This window comes from Nostoc sp. (assembly GCF_036918245.1).
GTDB lineage: Bacteria > Cyanobacteriota > Cyanobacteriia > Cyanobacteriales > Nostocaceae > Nostoc.
The window spans coordinates 191784-209389 of record NZ_JBALEF010000071.1; the positions used below are offsets into that span (position 1 = coordinate 191784).

At 40.2% G+C, this 17606-nt stretch carries 13 protein-coding genes and 1 pseudogene; 4 read left to right on the forward strand and 10 right to left on the reverse strand.

Features of this window, described 5'->3' with window-relative positions:
- Positions 1-66: 66 nt before the first annotated feature.
- The 7 genes from V7L12_RS20670 to V7L12_RS20700 all read right to left on the reverse strand — a co-directional run bounded on the left by V7L12_RS20670 (position 67) and on the right by V7L12_RS20700 (position 9312).
- A complete protein-coding gene (locus V7L12_RS20670) occupies positions 67-930 on the reverse strand; it encodes a hypothetical protein (protein WP_335087068.1) in 864 nt (287 codons plus the stop codon).
- 739 nt (positions 931-1669) lie between these two features.
- Positions 1670-4051, reverse strand: coding sequence for a phosphoketolase family protein (locus tag V7L12_RS20675; RefSeq protein WP_335087070.1), 2382 nt, complete (start codon positions 4049-4051; stop codon positions 1670-1672).
- A gap of 301 nt (positions 4052-4352) precedes the next feature.
- On the reverse strand, positions 4353-4772 hold the full coding sequence (locus V7L12_RS20680; RefSeq protein ID WP_335087072.1) for a hypothetical protein: 420 nt from the start codon (positions 4770-4772) through the stop codon (positions 4353-4355).
- A 131-nt stretch (positions 4773-4903) separates the two neighbouring features.
- Positions 4904-6124 (reverse strand): lecithin retinol acyltransferase family protein, encoded by a 1221-nt coding sequence (locus V7L12_RS20685; protein WP_335087074.1) that lies wholly within the window; start codon positions 6122-6124, stop codon positions 4904-4906.
- 92 nt (positions 6125-6216) lie between these two features.
- Entirely contained in the window at positions 6217-6627 is a 411-nt protein-coding gene (locus V7L12_RS20690; RefSeq protein WP_335087076.1) for a hypothetical protein, read from the reverse strand.
- 752 nt (positions 6628-7379) lie between these two features.
- On the reverse strand, positions 7380-7970 hold the full coding sequence (gene rimM / locus V7L12_RS20695; protein ID WP_335087078.1) for a ribosome maturation factor RimM: 591 nt from the start codon (positions 7968-7970) through the stop codon (positions 7380-7382).
- A 58-nt stretch (positions 7971-8028) separates the two neighbouring features.
- On the reverse strand, positions 8029-9312 hold the full coding sequence (locus tag V7L12_RS20700; RefSeq protein WP_335087080.1) for a valine--pyruvate transaminase: 1284 nt from the start codon (positions 9310-9312) through the stop codon (positions 8029-8031).
- Between the two features lie 370 nt (positions 9313-9682).
- Between V7L12_RS20700 and V7L12_RS20705 the strand changes: the two genes are divergently transcribed.
- From V7L12_RS20705 to V7L12_RS20720, 4 genes and pseudogenes are all read left to right on the forward strand, one after another.
- Entirely contained in the window at positions 9683-10792 is a 1110-nt protein-coding gene (locus tag V7L12_RS20705; RefSeq protein WP_335087082.1) for an S-(hydroxymethyl)glutathione dehydrogenase/class III alcohol dehydrogenase, read from the forward strand.
- A gap of 490 nt (positions 10793-11282) precedes the next feature.
- Positions 11283-11477: a type II toxin-antitoxin system RelE/ParE family toxin gene (locus V7L12_RS20710; protein ID WP_335087084.1), complete on the forward strand. Its 195-nt coding sequence runs from the start codon at positions 11283-11285 to the stop codon at positions 11475-11477.
- Between the two features lie 4 nt (positions 11478-11481).
- Positions 11482-11808: a helix-turn-helix domain-containing protein gene (locus tag V7L12_RS20715; RefSeq protein WP_335087086.1), complete on the forward strand. Its 327-nt coding sequence runs from the start codon at positions 11482-11484 to the stop codon at positions 11806-11808.
- A 119-nt stretch (positions 11809-11927) separates the two neighbouring features.
- Positions 11928-12065, forward strand: a pseudogene (locus V7L12_RS20720) (DUF29 family protein); the annotation flags it as partial.
- A gap of 36 nt (positions 12066-12101) precedes the next feature.
- Here V7L12_RS20720 and V7L12_RS20725 read toward each other — a convergent pair.
- The 3 genes from V7L12_RS20725 to V7L12_RS20735 all read right to left on the reverse strand — a co-directional run bounded on the left by V7L12_RS20725 (position 12102) and on the right by V7L12_RS20735 (position 17483).
- A complete protein-coding gene (locus V7L12_RS20725; RefSeq protein WP_335087088.1) occupies positions 12102-13781 on the reverse strand; it encodes a hybrid sensor histidine kinase/response regulator in 1680 nt (559 codons plus the stop codon).
- Between the two features lie 323 nt (positions 13782-14104).
- Complete coding sequence (locus V7L12_RS20730; protein ID WP_335087090.1) at positions 14105-16015, reverse strand: GTPase family protein; 1911 nt, start codon at positions 16013-16015, stop codon at positions 14105-14107.
- Between the two features lie 367 nt (positions 16016-16382).
- Positions 16383-17483 carry an AI-2E family transporter gene (locus V7L12_RS20735; RefSeq protein WP_335087092.1) on the reverse strand — a complete coding sequence of 367 codons (1101 nt, stop codon included), beginning with the start codon at positions 17481-17483 and terminating at the stop codon, positions 16383-16385.
- Positions 17484-17606 lie beyond the last annotated feature (123 nt).

Consider the following 17606-nt stretch of genomic DNA (forward strand, 5'->3'; position numbering starts at 1 on the left):
ATCTCCAAGCGAAGCAAGCTATGCATTATGTACTGTTTATAATAAACGTACAGTTTTGAACTTATCTTATTTTTGGTTGGCTAATTTTTGTTTTATATTTTCTGGAGCAATACCTTTCATATAAATTAACCAAGTAAATATAGCTACTCCTGCTTCTGTTCCTAATAAGTCGTGGAGGATATGAAATAAAGCATTGTAAAGTACTTGCGGATCGGTATAAGGATTGCCACCAAACTTATCTAGAAGAAAGACAAAGCTTAAGTTCACTCCTACTGAAAAAATGGGCACAAGAATAATTTTCCAATCTTGGAGAACCTTATAGCCACGATAAGTTAATACGCTAAAAACTAGTGTAAGTGCAATATAGATAGGAACTTTAAAGTTATCGTTGCTTGCTTCATAACCTAAAGGGTACAAAATTGAAACAATTAACAAACTAATTGCAAACACTATGTTGATTAATTTGGTGATTACGGTAGTCTTCTCAATTAATCCATCCGACCACAAAGTAAATGCTGAAATCAAGAAAAAGTAGAACATGAAGTTCAGTATTGTAAAATCGTTTTGATAATACCAACATTGCGTAACGTGCCAGCCAATTTCTGAGGCGATCGCTACCATAATAAAAGCTAAACCTAACTGAGAGGCAAAAATTGTTCTCAGTGGAAATCCTATATTATTTAAACTTTGGTAAAAAATTCTCATCGCTAAAGGGATGAGGCCAAAAGTTAAAACGTGGGTAATAATTAATCCGAGTTTCCAGCCTCCAGTAATGCAGGTTCGAGACTGATCTGTTGTAGACTCCGCAATTCCTGGCAAAATTGTCAAAACGTAAGCAAATCCAGCTAACCCGATGAAGAAGCAGAGGGCGATAAAACCTAACTCTATACTGAATATTTTGCTATTCGTTCTATCTTTAAGTTTGTCCATAAATTGAGTTATTTTGAGAAAATTTCAAACGACTGGTTCTGAATTAATTCTTCGAGTTAGAAGCTGTTTTATTTTTATATATTTCAATGCCACTTTTCTATAATCTTTGTGTGATAATTTCCACAATTAAGAAAGTAGCAACTGACTTATGCAGCCCTCAAAACTCCTTGCCGTGCCTGTGAAGTATGGTTGTTTAGCCCGTTAAGCAAACAAGTCTGTAGCTTAACTCTAGCTTTTGTATACACGTTGACTATCCTTCATAGAACGCATAAGCAAGCGAGTACAATAAACTAGCAACTAAGCAGCGTCTAGTTTATAGCTGATAATGTATAAAAAGCTTTTGCTACTTATAAGATGTCTGATTAGAGAACTTAGATATTAACTTGGGGTAGTCAATACTGTTTCAACAGTCTTATCAGTGTTTTAACTTTCAGTGAAACACTATAAATCTAGTAACTTGCTTTTTACATCAGTATTATTACTTAATATGTAAATAATTAATATTTATTTAAGGTACTTCCAAAAAATAAGATATATAAGCAGTAATAATAATCATTATGATTAAGGAGAGAAAAGCTGCCAACGTCAGCATCTCCCTCCCGCTTTTTGTACCTTTTTCAACCCGTTGAACTCATGTTAATTTCGATGTAGACCGCTCCACTGTTTGCAGGTGATCTATATCTATCTCGTGTGAGCTACAGTAAGGAAGGAAATTTTACCTTGTCTCTCTTATCCCCTTTTAATAAGGCCACTTCCAATCGCGAATTTCCGGCATATCGTCGCCGTACTTATCAATGTATTGCTTATGTTCGATCAGCTTATCTTGCAGATGCTGCTTGACATAAGCTGCCCTATATCCCAATTTTGGTACGCGCTCAATTACGTCCATCACTAAATGGAAGCGATCGAGTTCGTTAAGAACAACCATATCAAAGGGGGTGGTGGTAGTTCCCTCTTCCTTGTAGCCGCGCACATGCATCTGATCGTGGTTAGTGTGACGATAGGTTAAGCGATGAATCAACCAGGGATAGCCATGAAAGGCAAAGATAATGTGTTTATCGGTGGTGAAAATCGTGTCAAAGTCTTTTGCGCTCAAACCGTGGGGATGTTCGCTTTTTGGCTGTAGTGTCATTAAATCGACTACGTTCACCACCCGCACCTTTAAATCAGGGAAGTTCTGGCGCAGAATGTCCACAGCCGCCAAGGTTTCTAAGGTGGGAATATCCCCAGCACAAGCCATTACTACATCTGGATCGCCGTCTTGGTCGTTGCTTGCCCATTCCCAAATACCGATGCCTCTGGTGCAGTGCTTGATAGCAGCATCCATGTCTAGGTATTGCAATGCTGGTTGCTTTCCAGCAACGATGACGTTGACATAGTTGCGGCTTCTGAGACAGTGATCGGTTACTGATAGCAAAGTGTTGGCATCGGGCGGCAAATACACGCGAACGATCTCTGCTTTTTTATTAACTACATGGTCAATAAAACCGGGGTCTTGGTGGGAGAAGCCGTTATGGTCTTGCCGCCAAACGTGGGAGGTGAGTAGGTAATTCAGGGAAGCGATTGGTCTACGCCAGGGAATATGTCTGGTCGTTTTCAGCCATTTGGCGTGCTGATTGAACATCGAGTCAATGATGTGGATGAACGCCTCGTAGCAAGAGAAAAAGCCGTGGCGTCCTGTGAGGAGGTAGCCTTCTAACCATCCTTGACAACAAGTTTCGCTGAGAATTTCCATCACCCGACCGTCGGGGGAAAGGTGGTCATCTTCCGGGAGGATCTGGGCTACCCAATCCCGGTCTGTGACTTCTAACACAGAACTTAAGCGATTCGATACCGTTTCGTCTGGGCCGAGGATGCGGAAGTTGCGCTTATCTTGGTTAAGTTGCATGATATCCCGGAGGAAATTTCCGGCAACTTGGGTAGCTTCAGCGATCGCTTGCCCTGGTTTGAGAACATCTACGGCATACTTTTGAAAGTCAGGCATTTTCAGGTCGCACAGCAAAATACCGCCGTTAGCGTGGGGATTGTCACCCATGCGCCGATGCCCTTTAGGAGCCAGTTCTGCTAGTTCGGGAATGAGTTTACCGTTGCTGTCGAAGAGTTCTTCTGGTTTGTAACTCTTCATCCAATCTTCTAGGAGTTTCAGATGTTCTGGCTGTTTGGCTATATTACCAAAGGGAACTTGGTGCGATCGCCAAGAACCTTCAGTTTTTTTGCCATCCACTTCCTTGGGCCCTGTCCAACCTTTGGGGGTTTTCATGACAATCATTGGCCACTGAGGACGTTCGGTGAAACCATGTACGCGGGCTTCTCTTTGGATACTTTGAATTTCGGCGATCGCTATATCTAGAGTCGCCGCCATCTGCTGATGGACATCTGCGGGATCGTCACCTTCAACAAAGTATGGCTTGTAGCCGTAGCCTACAAATAAGCTTTCTAATTCCTCCTGGCTGATCCGTGCCAGTACTGTTGGATTAGCAATTTTATATCCATTCAAATGCAGAATCGGCAGTACAGCCCCATCATGCACGGGGTTCAGAAATTTGTTGGAATGCCAGCTAGTCGCTAAAGCACCTGTTTCAGCTTCGCCATCACCAACAACAGCAGCAACAATTAAGTCAGGGTTATCAAAGGCAGCACCGAAAGCGTGGACGAGGGAGTAACCTAATTCCCCGCCTTCGTGGATTGAACCAGGAGTTTCCGGTGCAACGTGGCTGGGAATACCACCGGGGAAAGAGAACTGTTTAAAGAGTTTCTGAATTCCCTCAGCATCCTGGGAGATGTTGTGATAATACTCGGTGTAAGTCCCTTCTAGGTAGGTGTTGGCTACCAGTCCAGGGCCTCCATGACCGGGGCCAGCAATGTAGATTGTGTTGAGGTCATATTTTTTAATCACCCGATTCAGGTGAACATAGATAAAGTTCAGCCCTGGCGTTGTTCCCCAGTGCCCCAAAAGTCTGGGTTTAACGTGTTCCAGCTTTAGGGGTTCTTTTAGTAGCGGATTATCCAGTAGATAGATTTGCCCAACAGAAAGATAGTTAGCTGCACGCCAGTAAGCGTTTATCTTATGTAATTCTTCATCGGTTAAAGGCTTTGTCTGTGGAGTCGTTGCTAATGTCATTATTGACACTCCATTCCAAAAGGTTTTTGATGGATTCATCAGTAAGTGATTGTACTTGTTTTCCTGATGATGGCCATCTACCCATGATGAATTTTTCTAGTCTTTGTGAATAAATTCCTTGGCTGTGGAAGATAGAGAGCATTCGCTATTGCTTAGGGTCTTCAAAAAAGATTGTTGCTCGTTAGTTGAATAAAAAAAGTAGCCTGACATTTTTGATGATATTTCTAACTTTATAAAGTTAGTTAAATTTGGTACTCATCAAATAATTTTATCACCATAAAGTCTGAAGACCCGCTTTCAATTATTTATTAAATGCTAATATTGTGAAAGCTACCCACAGAAAAACCATACTAGGAAATGTTTTCATTGTTAGTTTCAGCACAGATACATATAAATCAATTGGACAAGCTACCTGCGCGTTAATATTATATTGAGTATTACTATCCAATTCTTTCAACAACAAGGTTAGACGATTCTTACGAGATTCTAAATAATTAACTAGCTTTCTAGATACAATAAATGCAAGTATTTGGTGAAACACAAAATATAAGCAAATAATTAAAATTACCCATTTTGCTACATTTTTGTTTTCTGCTAACTGTTGAGCAAACCAACCATATCCAACTAAATTTACTCCTGCAAAAAAGATGAACCAGTGTCGATAATGCTCAAATGTTTTATGAACTGATGTTATAATTTCTTGAAATTCCTGTTCTAGCATAAATAACTATTAAATATGAGATTACTAAATTTCTCTTTGTTCTTTCATCACATTTTTCGTTACATTTTGACGGCGCACAGCACCCGCAAGCTTAAAGCAATCGCATGATTCATATTTTGATTCTACAACGCCTATTTTTTTTCTCCTAAGTCTCCTTGACAACCACCAGGAATTTTAAGTTCCCATCCTGGTTTGATATAATTCTCCTTACCTTTCGGAATTTTATCCTGATTTGCTTTCTGAATTTTATGCCACTGACTAGCATCACCATAACAACGTAAAGATATATCGCTTAATGTTTCTTTTCTGTCTTTTTTGTCTTCTACTGTATACAAGGAATCATTAGATTTAATTTTACTAGGCGAGGAAGGTTTTGTGGTTGGAGCCTCAGAAGATGGCTGATTACCAGATTTAATTACACCACATTGCTGTAAAATAAAAATAATAGATAATAAGCTTATAAATATAACTCCTACAATAATTGCTCCTTTTACTAGAATTGTTTTTCTTATTTCTATGTTTTCGATCATTTTTCTTTTTTCTATGTTTTTGATTGTTATTTTTTTATAATTTTGATAACCTAAAAAAAGATTCTCTGGAAGATTATTAACACTTAACTCATAATCACTATAATTTCTATGAAAAGTAAAATGACTAAAATAAGTTTCTTGAAGTTGTATTTTCTCCCAATTATTGGGAGGGTTTGAATCAGTTTCTGTAAATAAAATTGACATTCTATTAATAACATTGTTTGGATTTCTTTGCCGATAATTCCTAAAATTTTGCGATAGACCTTGGTTAATTATTCTAAGGCTTTCTTCGATTATATTTGTTAGCCCTTGCAGCAAATGACGCTGTTTTGTTAGGGGAATAAGAACAAGCTTTTTTCTTTCTAATAGAAAATCAACTAAGTTGCTTCCAAATTTAGTTTGAAATGAGCGCCACTCTCCTGTTCTACACCATACCGCAGTATGTTCACAGTTACTTTTATTTATGAAATACTTAGGAGTTAAATTTTCAAGTATCTTGGCACGTTCTAGAACAATTTCTGGAGAAACATCAAATTTTATGTTTACAATATATGCTTTTTTTGCAATTTCTACCTGTTCTGGAGTGTATGAGCTAGGTATTTGACGATTTTCAATATCTATAGCACCTTCTAAAAAAATACTCCAACTTGTTGCATGAAATTTGTTTTTAGGGTCATTAGAGTTTAAGGATTTTTTTACATCAAAATGATATACAAGGCTTGTATTATGTGCTATTATCCCATAATGGTATAATTCTTTTATTCCCAAACTATTAAAGAAACATGTAGCAACCAAATCTCCAGGATTGAGATGTCTCGCCATAAAAAACCTCTGATTTTTAAAAATTATTAAATAATCAATATTAACTAGGATTTTTACAAACCGACGCAGTATGTATTAAATAACCATGAAATTTATATTTTTATCAAATCTAGTATTAAAACAATCATTGATATTCCTACAATAAAAAAGGTAGCAGCAAAAACATATAGCACTAATGTCAACACATTCAAGTCAGGAAACTCTTTTAGCTCAAGCTCGTTTGCTAGTAACTTAACTTCATTTTTTGTTATTTTAAAAGCACGGATTCCATATATAGCAATATATAAAAAAGAGCCACTCATGAGAGTTGGAAGTAATAAAGCATACTTTATATATTGTTTTTGTGGATTTGAAAAATAAAATGTAAGAATGCCGCCAGTAATTGCGTAAAAGAAGACGTTTGCCTTAAAAGCTGAATCAAGATAATATTTGTAAAGGTCGATCCAAAGAATATATTGTTTCCATAACATTTCTGGATCTTGTCTTTGAAATTTAGTAGTCATATTTTTCTCCTGTTAAAATTAAGTATGAGTACAATTGGTAAAATAGCCGTCCCAGCCAAATTAGCAACACAACTCCATTATAAATTTGAGTATGTCATTTAGCTTATTTGACTTATGATTTCATGTCTGGGAACACACCCATAGTAAAATGAATAAGTATATTTCCTGTCGCCAGCATCCACTGTATTAATGCCAAAACGTATTAGCATAGAGCTCATTTGGTTATAAGTTGAAACTCTGTGAAACCGTTTTTTAATGTCATCTGCGATACTAATGTGCATAGATAGTACAGATATGAGGTTGTATGGAAATAGTATTTACACAACAAAGCTACAATTGTACAAGGTGTGATTTCGGATAAATATTAGTCATTGGTTATGGGAATTTGAAAATAATGCCCAATAATACATTCATATTTTTGCAACATCTCACCTGTTCTTTTACGTTTGCGTATACCATCAGTAGATCACAAATTTTTCTTTTAAGGGAGATCGCATACTGGGAATAGGGCGAACATAAGTACCATAAAGCCGCTCATTTGATAAATAAAACTTATGATTAACAGATGGAAAAAAGTATCGAAAACTACATAATTTTGGAGTGTTCATTTTTCTAGAAAAACTTTGTGATCTACTGATATTTCCTAGATTAATAGATAGAGTGTGTACTCTAATTTTCTCATGTCTTAAGCTTTGCTTCCTGTTGAAGTATCGAGTACAAGGAAACTAGCTAGAGGCAGATTGAGGAATAACCTAATTATTAATTTCCAATAAGCCAGGTGGTGGTGTAATTTCAATGCGACCAGATGGCAAGTCTACCACTGGTGCGATCGCTTCCACAAATGGAATCAAAACAGTCTTTTGCTTTTTGTCATTTGTGATTTGTCCTTTGTCTGTGGTAAAAGATGGGTGTAATTTTACTTCTAACAAATCATTACCAGCAGGGATGATGTCTACCACCGTACCCACGAGTTCGCCAGATACTTGCATGAAGACTTCCAAACCAATTAAATCGAGGACATGATATTCATCTTCGCCTAATTGGGGGCGATCGCTTGCTGGCACCATTAACTTACAACTGCGCAACGCCTCCGCCTGATCGCAATTTTCCACACCAGCTAATTTGATTACATATAAATTTTTATTACTGATATAACGTCCTGTCAATAATTCGATTGGTTGTGGTTCTGTATCACCTGAACACAACAACCAACGTTTTCCCGGCACTTCAAATCTTTCAGGAAAATCTGATACAGGATAAACCCTTAATTCTCCAGATAATCCTTGAGGAGCAACAATCTTACCAATTTCTAGCCAATTATCTTCTAATTTGTCATTTGTCATTTGTCATTGGGGAAAAAATTCTTATAATTCCAAACTCCTAACTCCTAACTTCCCCCGATCAGGCATTCACAGCCGCACGCTTATAAGTTTCTTCAGCCACTTTTGCTAAACGTTGCATGGCAGTGGCGATCTCCTCATCACTGCCGGTGAGGCTGATACGGAAGCATTGGTGCTTGTGCGCCCACTCTTCCTCTAAACCGGGGAAGAAGCTACTTCCTGGGACAATAATCACACCTACTTGCTTAACTTGCTGATAAAATTCCCAATCACTTATGGGTAAATCCTGTAACCACAACCAAGCAAAAATTGCTCCTTCACCGCGATGGAGGAACCAAGGTAAATCCTTGGGCATCGCTTGTTCTAGGCTGGTTTCTAAAACGGTAAATTTATTTTGGTAAAAGGGACGGATAACAGTGTGAGAAATTTCCACTAAAGCACCAGAATTGATTGCAAAAGCTGCGATCGCTTGGCCGTAACGTGAAGAATGGAGACTCATATTTGCCTGGAAACACTCTAGCGCCTCAATCCACTTTTCATCCCCAATGGCAATACCAATCCTTTCTCCTGGTAATCCGGCTTTCGATAAACTCATACAGTGAAGAATATTATCACCAAACACTGGTGTCATTTCAGTAAAGTTCAATGCTGGGAAGGGAGGCGCATAAGCTGAGTCAATTAACACGGGTAGATTATAAGGTGCAGCAAGGGCAACAATCTTTTTCACCTCATCATCCGTGAGGACATTGCCAGTGGGATTACAGGGGCGAGAGAAGAGGACACAACCTGTGTTTTCTGTAATCGACAGTTGGCTGAAGTCGGGGCGATATTTAAATCGGTGGGCAGTTGCATCAATATCAAGAGTCGGTTTGTGGGCGATTAAGGCTTTTGGAACTAAGCAGATACCGCCGTAACCTGTGTAGTCAGGGCTGAGGGGTAAAACGATTTGTTTTAACTCACCGCTGGGGGTGTAGCCACCGAAGGTATTGGCAGCGTAGAAGTAGAGGGTTTGACTACCGGGGGTGATCAGGATATTGCGATCGCTTAAGTTTAACCCGTAGCGTTTGTTAAAATCATTAGCGATCGCTTCAACAAATGGTGCATAGCCTTGACTTGAGCCATAACGGCAAACTACCTCGCCATATTCTGGACTAGCCAAAAGCTGTGCAGTACAATCCCGCCATAATTGCTCTACCTCTGGCAAAATCAACGGATTACCAGCACTCAAATTAATAAAATGCTGCCCTGCACCCGCTCGTAATGTCTCGATAATATCCTTCATGATTGCTCTGACGCCAGTCAGGTTGGACATTTGAGCGCCAATTTGAGTTAGGGCAGGGTTCATAAGCTGTGACAAAATATATTAATTTAGGGGTGGACAAATTATTTGGGGGTTGCTGCTGACATCCAGTTTACATTGTTGTCAAAACAGCTGTTGCCGCCTTTAACTAATCTAGCTAGAGAATGATATTTTAACAAAGTAATATTTATCGTTATAGTGGCGATCGTGCTTAGTAAATACGATGAAGTAATACAAAAGTTTATCATGTGTTCAATGCCTATGAGGGAACCGGGGAGTAAATAAAAGAATAGGAAATAGGGTACAGGTTACAGGGTACAGATTATTCCCTATCACCTGTCACCTCTCCCCTAATCCCAATGCCCAATGCCCAATGCCCAATGACAAATGACAAAACTATATAGGAGCGCTGACATTGGAAGTTAAAGCAGCAGTAGCTTACAGTGCAGGTAAGCCGTTGACGATTGAAACCGTTCAACTATCGGGGCCGCAAGCTGGCGAAGTGTTAGTTGAGGTGAAAGCCAGCGGAGTTTGTCATACCGACGCCTTTACCCTATCTGGTGACGATCCCGAAGGTTTGTTTCCAGCGATTTTGGGACATGAAGGTGCTGGTGTGGTAGTGGAAGTAGGCGCTGGTGTCACCAGTCTCAAACCAGGGGATCATGTGATTCCCCTCTACACTCCCGAATGTCGCCAGTGCGAATATTGTTTGAGTTTCAAAACTAATCTCTGTCAAGCCATTCGCCTAACTCAAGGACGCGGTGTTATGCCCGATGGCACCAGTCGCTTTAGTATCGATAGGCAGATGATTCATCATTATATGGGTACATCCACTTTTGCTAACTATACGGTGCTGCCAGAAATCGCCTTAGCAAAAATTCGGGAAGATGCCCCCTTTGATAAGGTTTGTTACATTGGCTGCGGTGTGACTACTGGTATTGGTGCAGTTATCAATACTGCCAAGGTGGAACCTGGAGCAAATGTTGTGGTTTTTGGTTTGGGTGGTATTGGCTTAAATGTCATCCAAGGAGCGCGGATGGTAGGGGCGAATATGATTGTTGGGGTAGATATTAATCCCAACAAACGCGCCTTGGCACAAAAGTTTGGCATGACGCACTTTGTTAATCCCCAAGAAGTAGAGGGTGATTTAGTTCCCTATCTGGTTGATTTAACAAAAGGCGGTGCTGATTACAGCTTTGAATGTATTGGTAATGTTAAATTGATGCGTCAAGCATTAGAATGCTGCCATAAAGGTTGGGGTGTTAGCGTGATTATTGGTGTTGCTGGTGCTGGACAGGAAATCAGTACTCGTCCTTTTCAACTAGTAACTGGGCGCGTTTGGAAAGGTTCGGCATTTGGTGGCGCTAAAGGACGTACAGATGTGCCAAAAATTGTTGATTGGTATATGGAAGGTAAGATAAATATTGATGATTTAATTACCCATGTGATGCCTATTGAGCAAATTAATGATGCTTTTGAATTAATGCACAAAGGTGAATCAATTCGCAGTGTGGTGACTTTTTAGCTGTTAGATGCAAAGCTTTTTCTCAAAATACAATTAGCTGTAAGAGCGCACAGATGTAATGCGTACTTCAGCCAAAATACGAGAGAAAATCCTTGTTTACAGCCTCTGGCTGTAAATGTTATATTCCCTGACATCTTTGCTCATCGGCGACAGCATCGCCAACGCCGCAGCCGCTCCCAACACCTGCTCGTCAGTCACTTCCAATCCGTAACTAAATTCAGAAATAGCTGGTAGTGGTGTACTAGTTTTGATACAACTGATTTACTTATTGACATAGTATGCTAAATCTAGCATACTAACTATTACATAAGCGAAACGCACCAAAAAGCTTTCAAATGGATTGGAAGCGCTTTAGATGACTTAAAGGATTTCCCTGAAGACGTACAAGACGTAATGGGTTACGCCCTTGATGTAGCACAACATGGGGGTAAGCATCCCGATGCGAAACCCCTGCGCGGTTTTAGAGGAGGCGGGGTTTTAGAGGTTGTAGATGATTTTAGATGGAGATACATACCGAGCAGTGTACACTGTAAAATTTGCGGGGTTTGTCTACTTATTACACGCGTTTCAAAAGAAATCAAAACATGGTATTGCTACATCACAACAAGATATAGATTTAGTAAAAAAGAGGTTAAAAGCCGCTCAGGAAGACTATTCGGAACAAGCTGCTAAACAAAAGGAGTAAATAAGTGAATAAAGAAAATAGCGTTTATACTAGCAGTGGAAATGTATTTGCTGACTTAGGTTTACCTAATTCTGAAGAAAGATTAGTGAAAGCTGAACTAGCACGCAAAATCAGTGAAGCAATCACTTTCCGTAAATTAACACAAGTTCAAGCTGCTGAACTTTTAGGAATTGATCAACCAAAAATTTCAGCATTGGTGAGAGGCAGACTTTCAGGCTTTTCAATTGATAGATTATTTCAATTTTTGAATGATTTAGATAATGATGTAGAGATTGTCATCAAACGAAAACCTGAAGACCGCAAGCAAGCTCGGACAACAGTTGTTTGCTAAGTAATAAATAAAACTCGTGACAGCATATAAGATACCCCTTTAGTTGATTCTAAAGGGATATCTTTAAAAGTTAGCGATAATCTGGTTTTGCATCGTTTTAAGCTTAAGAAGCATATCAAAACGGTAGGGATTTGGCCTCAAAAGAAACAAATCTGCCACTCTCAACTTTTCCCCAGCAATGTTTATATCCTTTTGAGGAAATTTTGAGCGATCGCTTTTATCCCGGTGAGTCTACCACAGATGATTTAATGAATTGACACTCCTCAGTCAAAATTCACGAGTAGTAAAATTTGTCAACTTGATAATACTTCATCAAAGTATCGATCAATTTCTGCTACCAGTATGTCAAAGTCTACAGGCTTGGTTAAGTGGCATTTGAAACCAGCCTGAAGCGCAAGCTGCCGATCCTCTTGGCTACCGTAGCCGGTAAGCGCAATCATAATTGAGCGAGTAAATTTGGAGTCTTTACTCAGTTCCTGTGCAACGGCGAATCCATCCATTTCGGGAAGTCCGATGTCACAAATAATCACATTAGGCTCAAGCTTCTTTGCGGTTTCTACCCCTAAAATTCCATTATTGGCAATGGAAACTTCATGCCCAAAATGCTCAAGTACTGCTTGTAATGATATGGCTGAATCCTCGTTATCTTCGATGACTAAAATCTTCAACGATTTTTTAGCCGCCTCTGTAATCTCTAAGTCGTTGTCCAAGGTTGTAATCTCTTCGCATACAGGGAGAGTGACTTTGAATTCTGCTCCCAGATTAATCCCTCTACTTGAGGCTTCAACATTACCACCATGAAGTTCCACAAGACTTTTTACTACCGAAAGTCCCAAACCTAGCCCGCCCCGCGAACGATCTAAACTGCGATCGGCCTGGGTAAACGGCTCGAAAAGTTCTGGTAATATTGTCGGGTCTATGCCGATGCCTAAGTCTCTTACAGATAAGACCGCTACACTACCTGAGCCATTCTCACCTGGAATAACTGAGAAATCCACCCAGATTGTCCCGTCTGGCTTGGAAAACTTTAAGGCGTTATCAAGAAGGTTCCCAAAGATTTGGAAGAAGCGAGTGGAGTCAACATAAGCCCACACAGGCGTGTTTGGTAGGTCTTGTACTATGTTAAGATTCCATCTCTTTATTGCTTGTGCATGGTCATTAAGACTTTGGCGAACTAATTCCAGCAGATTAACCTTCTCAAGGTTTAATGAAATCTTCCCATAAGTGATGGATGATACGTCAAGTAACTCATCGATTAATTTCGAGAGGTGCTTAATCTGGTGTTGCATCCTTAAAACTGTTTCCCCAACTGCGCCAGTCTCGCCTAGCTTTAACTTGAGTAGCTGAACGCCGTTAGAGATGGGGGCAACGGGATTCCTCAGCTCGTGAGCCAGCATGGCAATAAATTTGTCTTTCAAGGCGTTTTGGTTCGTCAGTTTCTGGAAAAGTTGCACGTTTGCGATCGCAACTGCTGTAGTGTCAGTCAAAATCTCAAGCATTCCGATCTCTTGGGGCGTGGCTAGGTGTCGTGTACTCCAGTAGGCTCCAATCGCACCCAGTGGATCGGAAACCCGAATGGGAACCATCACTAAACTTTTGACAAAAGTCACTTTGTACGCCTCAATAGGAATTCGTGCATCCTGGTAAATATCCTCAATTATGGCTGCTTTTTTATTGAGCATTGCCCAACCGGAGATGCAAGACTTGAGCGGAAAACGCATACCTTTCCAAAGTGGGCCAATGGCGTTTTCATCAACATAGTGGCAACATTCACCATCCCGCAATACAAAAGTTACTCCATCAGCATTAGTGAGATCGCGAGCCGCCAAACGGACAATCTCAATAATTTCCTCAATAGTCCGCACACAAGCCAAATCCTTCACGACCGAAAGCAGCCTGTTGTAAGACGAAATGCTATAGCTCTGATCTGAATTCTGTTCTTGATAGATGGAGATGTCTAATGTATTTTTCATAAAGAACTCCGAACAAAAGGGATGTCTATATAAAAACTCAGCTAAAGTGGGTAGGTTCAATAGACACCTACTCTTAATCGTAATCTTAACTTTAATCTTGAGAGTACAATCTGTTACCGCATTTTTCCTTTTCCTTATATAGTATGAAATTCTTCAAAATTTCTAAGTAAATATTCGCAATTTACTTTTATTTACTAATGCAACTTCTGGTGTTTAATCTACGGCGTTACGTAGCAGCTTAAACTCGTTATTTAGGCGTAGTCTTTGCAAGAGAATCGAAGATACGTCACAATCCTTTGTAGACATTGCCGATCGCAGGCAAATTATTTGGCGATCGCTAAATAATACTCAAATCGCTGCCCAAGTTGTTTAACCGTTAGATTCTGAGTCCAGTACTCCACTAAGGCGTGACCAAATGCCCAGGCGTTGCGATCGGGTGAAGCGGAGTTTTCCAGCAGTAGCGGCCAAAGGGATAGCAATTCAAAGTTGAGTGAGTTGGGGTTCAAGAGCGAGAAAAGTTCATATCCCATTTGCAGTTTGCCAATCACAATCGGCAACTGTTCGACGGGAATTTGCTCCGCCAGCATATACGCCAGGGCTGGAGATCCGGTTGAGAGCGTAGAAACAAACTGAAGGACGGGACTTTTGAGCAATGTCGTCAATCCTTGTGTTGTCGTCATCTGAAAGGTGTAGTGGTCGATGATTTTAGCGGCGGCGACGATGCGGGCTTCTAGATTACGCAAAAAGCGGGCGAGACGGAGTTGCTTGGTAGGTGCGATCGCATCTACTAATCCCAACGATAGCGCCTCTACTCCCCAGGCAACTCGACCCGTTTTGCTATCGCCTGTAACCACAGGCACAACCAGATTACAGAAGTTTCCTAGCAGTTTGGCACGATACTCAGTGGCTTCGCGAATGGCAATTTCCTTGGCGCGATCGCCCCATTCCCAATCATAAGGTGGTTGCCATTCACGGATCGGACGCAGCCGATCTACCTGAGTAACGATCGCGATCGCGGGTAAATCTGCAACTTCTGCTTTGATGTCTTGCAAAAAGTCCACATCCATTTGCAGGGCAGGATCGAGGGCAGGAGTAGCTAACAGCAGCAAATCTGAATTAATGGCATAATCAAGCACCAGATTTCGCAGCTCGGCACGGTTGACTTGTTCGTAACCAGGTGTATCCAAAAGCGTTAGGGTTTCTCCACTTTCAGTCTGCCATTGATAATTCTGAATGCGATCGGTACTGGGTAAAACATCAACAGCTGCAAGATCCGCCTGAAATAGCGTGTTAATCAGGCTACTTTTTCCCGATCCCGTGCGCCCCACCAGCAGAATATTCACGGGTTTTTGCTCAACCGCCTTGGCTGGTTGAGCTTGAGTCAAGATTTCTCGGAGTGTTTGGGTTTTTGCCTTGGGTAAAGTTGGTGGGGAAACTACGGTTGCTGAAACTGGTAATGTGCTACGTCCGTAGAGAGCGATCGCTTGTCGGCATAAGTTTCTCAAAGCAGCTTCTCGGAATAACTGGCTCAAATTCCCCAATAATTGCTGAGTTGCTTGGTTACTGAAACCCTGACTGGCTTGTTTTGCCACCGCCGCCACCGGATTTAAGATCCACTGTGCCCAGTTCCAAACTTTCCAGAATTTCCGAGCCGATGGTTCCAACTTCCGGTAGACCTCATATCCTTGGTATGCTTGTCCAACCGTTACCTGATTCAGGATAGGGGATAACTTTTGCATCCACTGATCCATATCATCCACCGTTCCGCGAATCAGCCCGTAAGCTTGGGGGACGTAAATATTCAGCAGGGGATATTGAATTTGAGGATTGTAGATATGAGCGATCGCTACCACTAAATCCTGACATCGCGTCCAAAAAGTTTGCCAGTCTTCCCAAATCGGGCGATCGCTTTGTGCTGCTTGGAGAATTTCTTGAAGGGCGGCTTCTGCAAGTTTTGTGGTGTCACCTCCCACAGGTAGCCCTACTGTATCCTCTGCTGTTGATTCAAGTTCTTCACGGACTTGAGTTAAAACAGCTTCTACTTGGTTAACAGCTGGTTGAGTCCATTTGACTAGCAGCCAACGCCAACCAACAAATAAAACGGTGAATACACCCCAAATCCAATTAATGCCCCACGCATGAATTTGTGAACCGGCAGACACCAGTAAAAAAATGATGATAAACGCGATCGGAATTGCTAAGACGACCCACTGCCATAGTTTTAATCGCACCATTGCTCCATACCTGCTTTGAAATGTTAGAGAATTCGAGTTTTTGTAAAAATTACTCTTATAAAAAGTCTATCGTCTCCAATGCAGGCAGGATGTTTAATATTCTTGGATTAATGCTAGACTCCTAATTATTAATGATACCTGGCATTTCAAGTGTTTACTGCTACACAGAAGAATTTTGGTCTAAATACAATCGCTCGATTCTAAGTTTCAAAGGCTCAATTAGTGTTACAAGATAAGTAATAATTGTAACTAAAGTATTTTATTGTTGAACAGCTTTGATAGAAGACGGTAACTCGTTTATTCTTCTTAATTATATAGATAATAGCGTCAGCATCAAAAGAGTAGAGATGGCAATTTTATCCACAACTCATTGCGATATTGATTTTTCTACCAACAATTTTGATGCTGCTTCACCCTCACCCACGTTATCAGAATTAACAGATTTAGAAAAACCATCTGCTACATCTTTGATAAAACCAGCTACAGGTACCGCAACTAGTAAACCCAATACTCCGCCAACATTGGTTCCTACAAGCAAAGCAACTAATACCCATATTGGTCTAATGCCAGTAATTTTACCTAATAAACGGGGTGCGATCGCCTGATCGATTAACTGATCGATGACAACAGCTACCGCAAAAACCTTAGCTGCTAGCCAAAAGTCATGTGACGCTATTATTAAAGTTATTAAAACCAGACTGACGACATCACCAAAGGGAATTAAGCTCAAAAGCCCAACTGCCAAACCAAAGAGTAAACCAAACTGGACTTGAAAACCTAAAAACAATAATGTTATTGAAACACCCATCAGCAAAGCCAAAGTTCCCTGACCAATTAAGTAATTTTGGAAGTTTTGCTGAATAGACTGGCTTACCTGTTGGGCAATATTTCTAGGTAATTTCTTAAATATTGCCTCCCAAATTCTTGGGCCATCTAACAACAAGTAAAAAGTTAGTACTACTGTGATCAATGCCTCAGAAATACTATCAATTGTATCTATAATAATACTTAAAAGTTTATCTGAAACAAACTCTAATTCATTAGGTAATTGGTCAGTAATTTGTGCTAATAGCTGACTTAGATTCACATTTAATTTATGTTTAAAAAACCAATCATTGACAATCTGAAGTTTTTCTTCGCTAGAATCAATCCATTGCGGAAAGACTTTAACCATCTCATTAAATTGCTCTAAAACAATGGGCACTAAAGTGATACCTAGAGCCACAACAATTACCAATGCTAATATAAAAACTAATGCTACTGCATAGCTGCGTTTAACTCTCCGCTGTTGGAGAATCGAAACAGGATAGTTTAAAACGAATGCAAGCAAGGTAGCCAAGACAAGAATTGTTACCACAGGTTGAAAGTTTTTAACCAGCAAAAATGCTAGCCAACCATTGAGGAATACTAGAGGAAATAACAGCGTAAAAATTAACCATCTAAGTAATTGATTCAGTGGAAAATTCATAATTAATTTCAAAGCGAAAATTATTCTATTTACTAGATTTAACCGAATAATCAAATCTGCTCAAGAGGACATAGACAATAAAAATCTTCCCCTAGTACAGACGCAATTAATCACGTTTCTCCC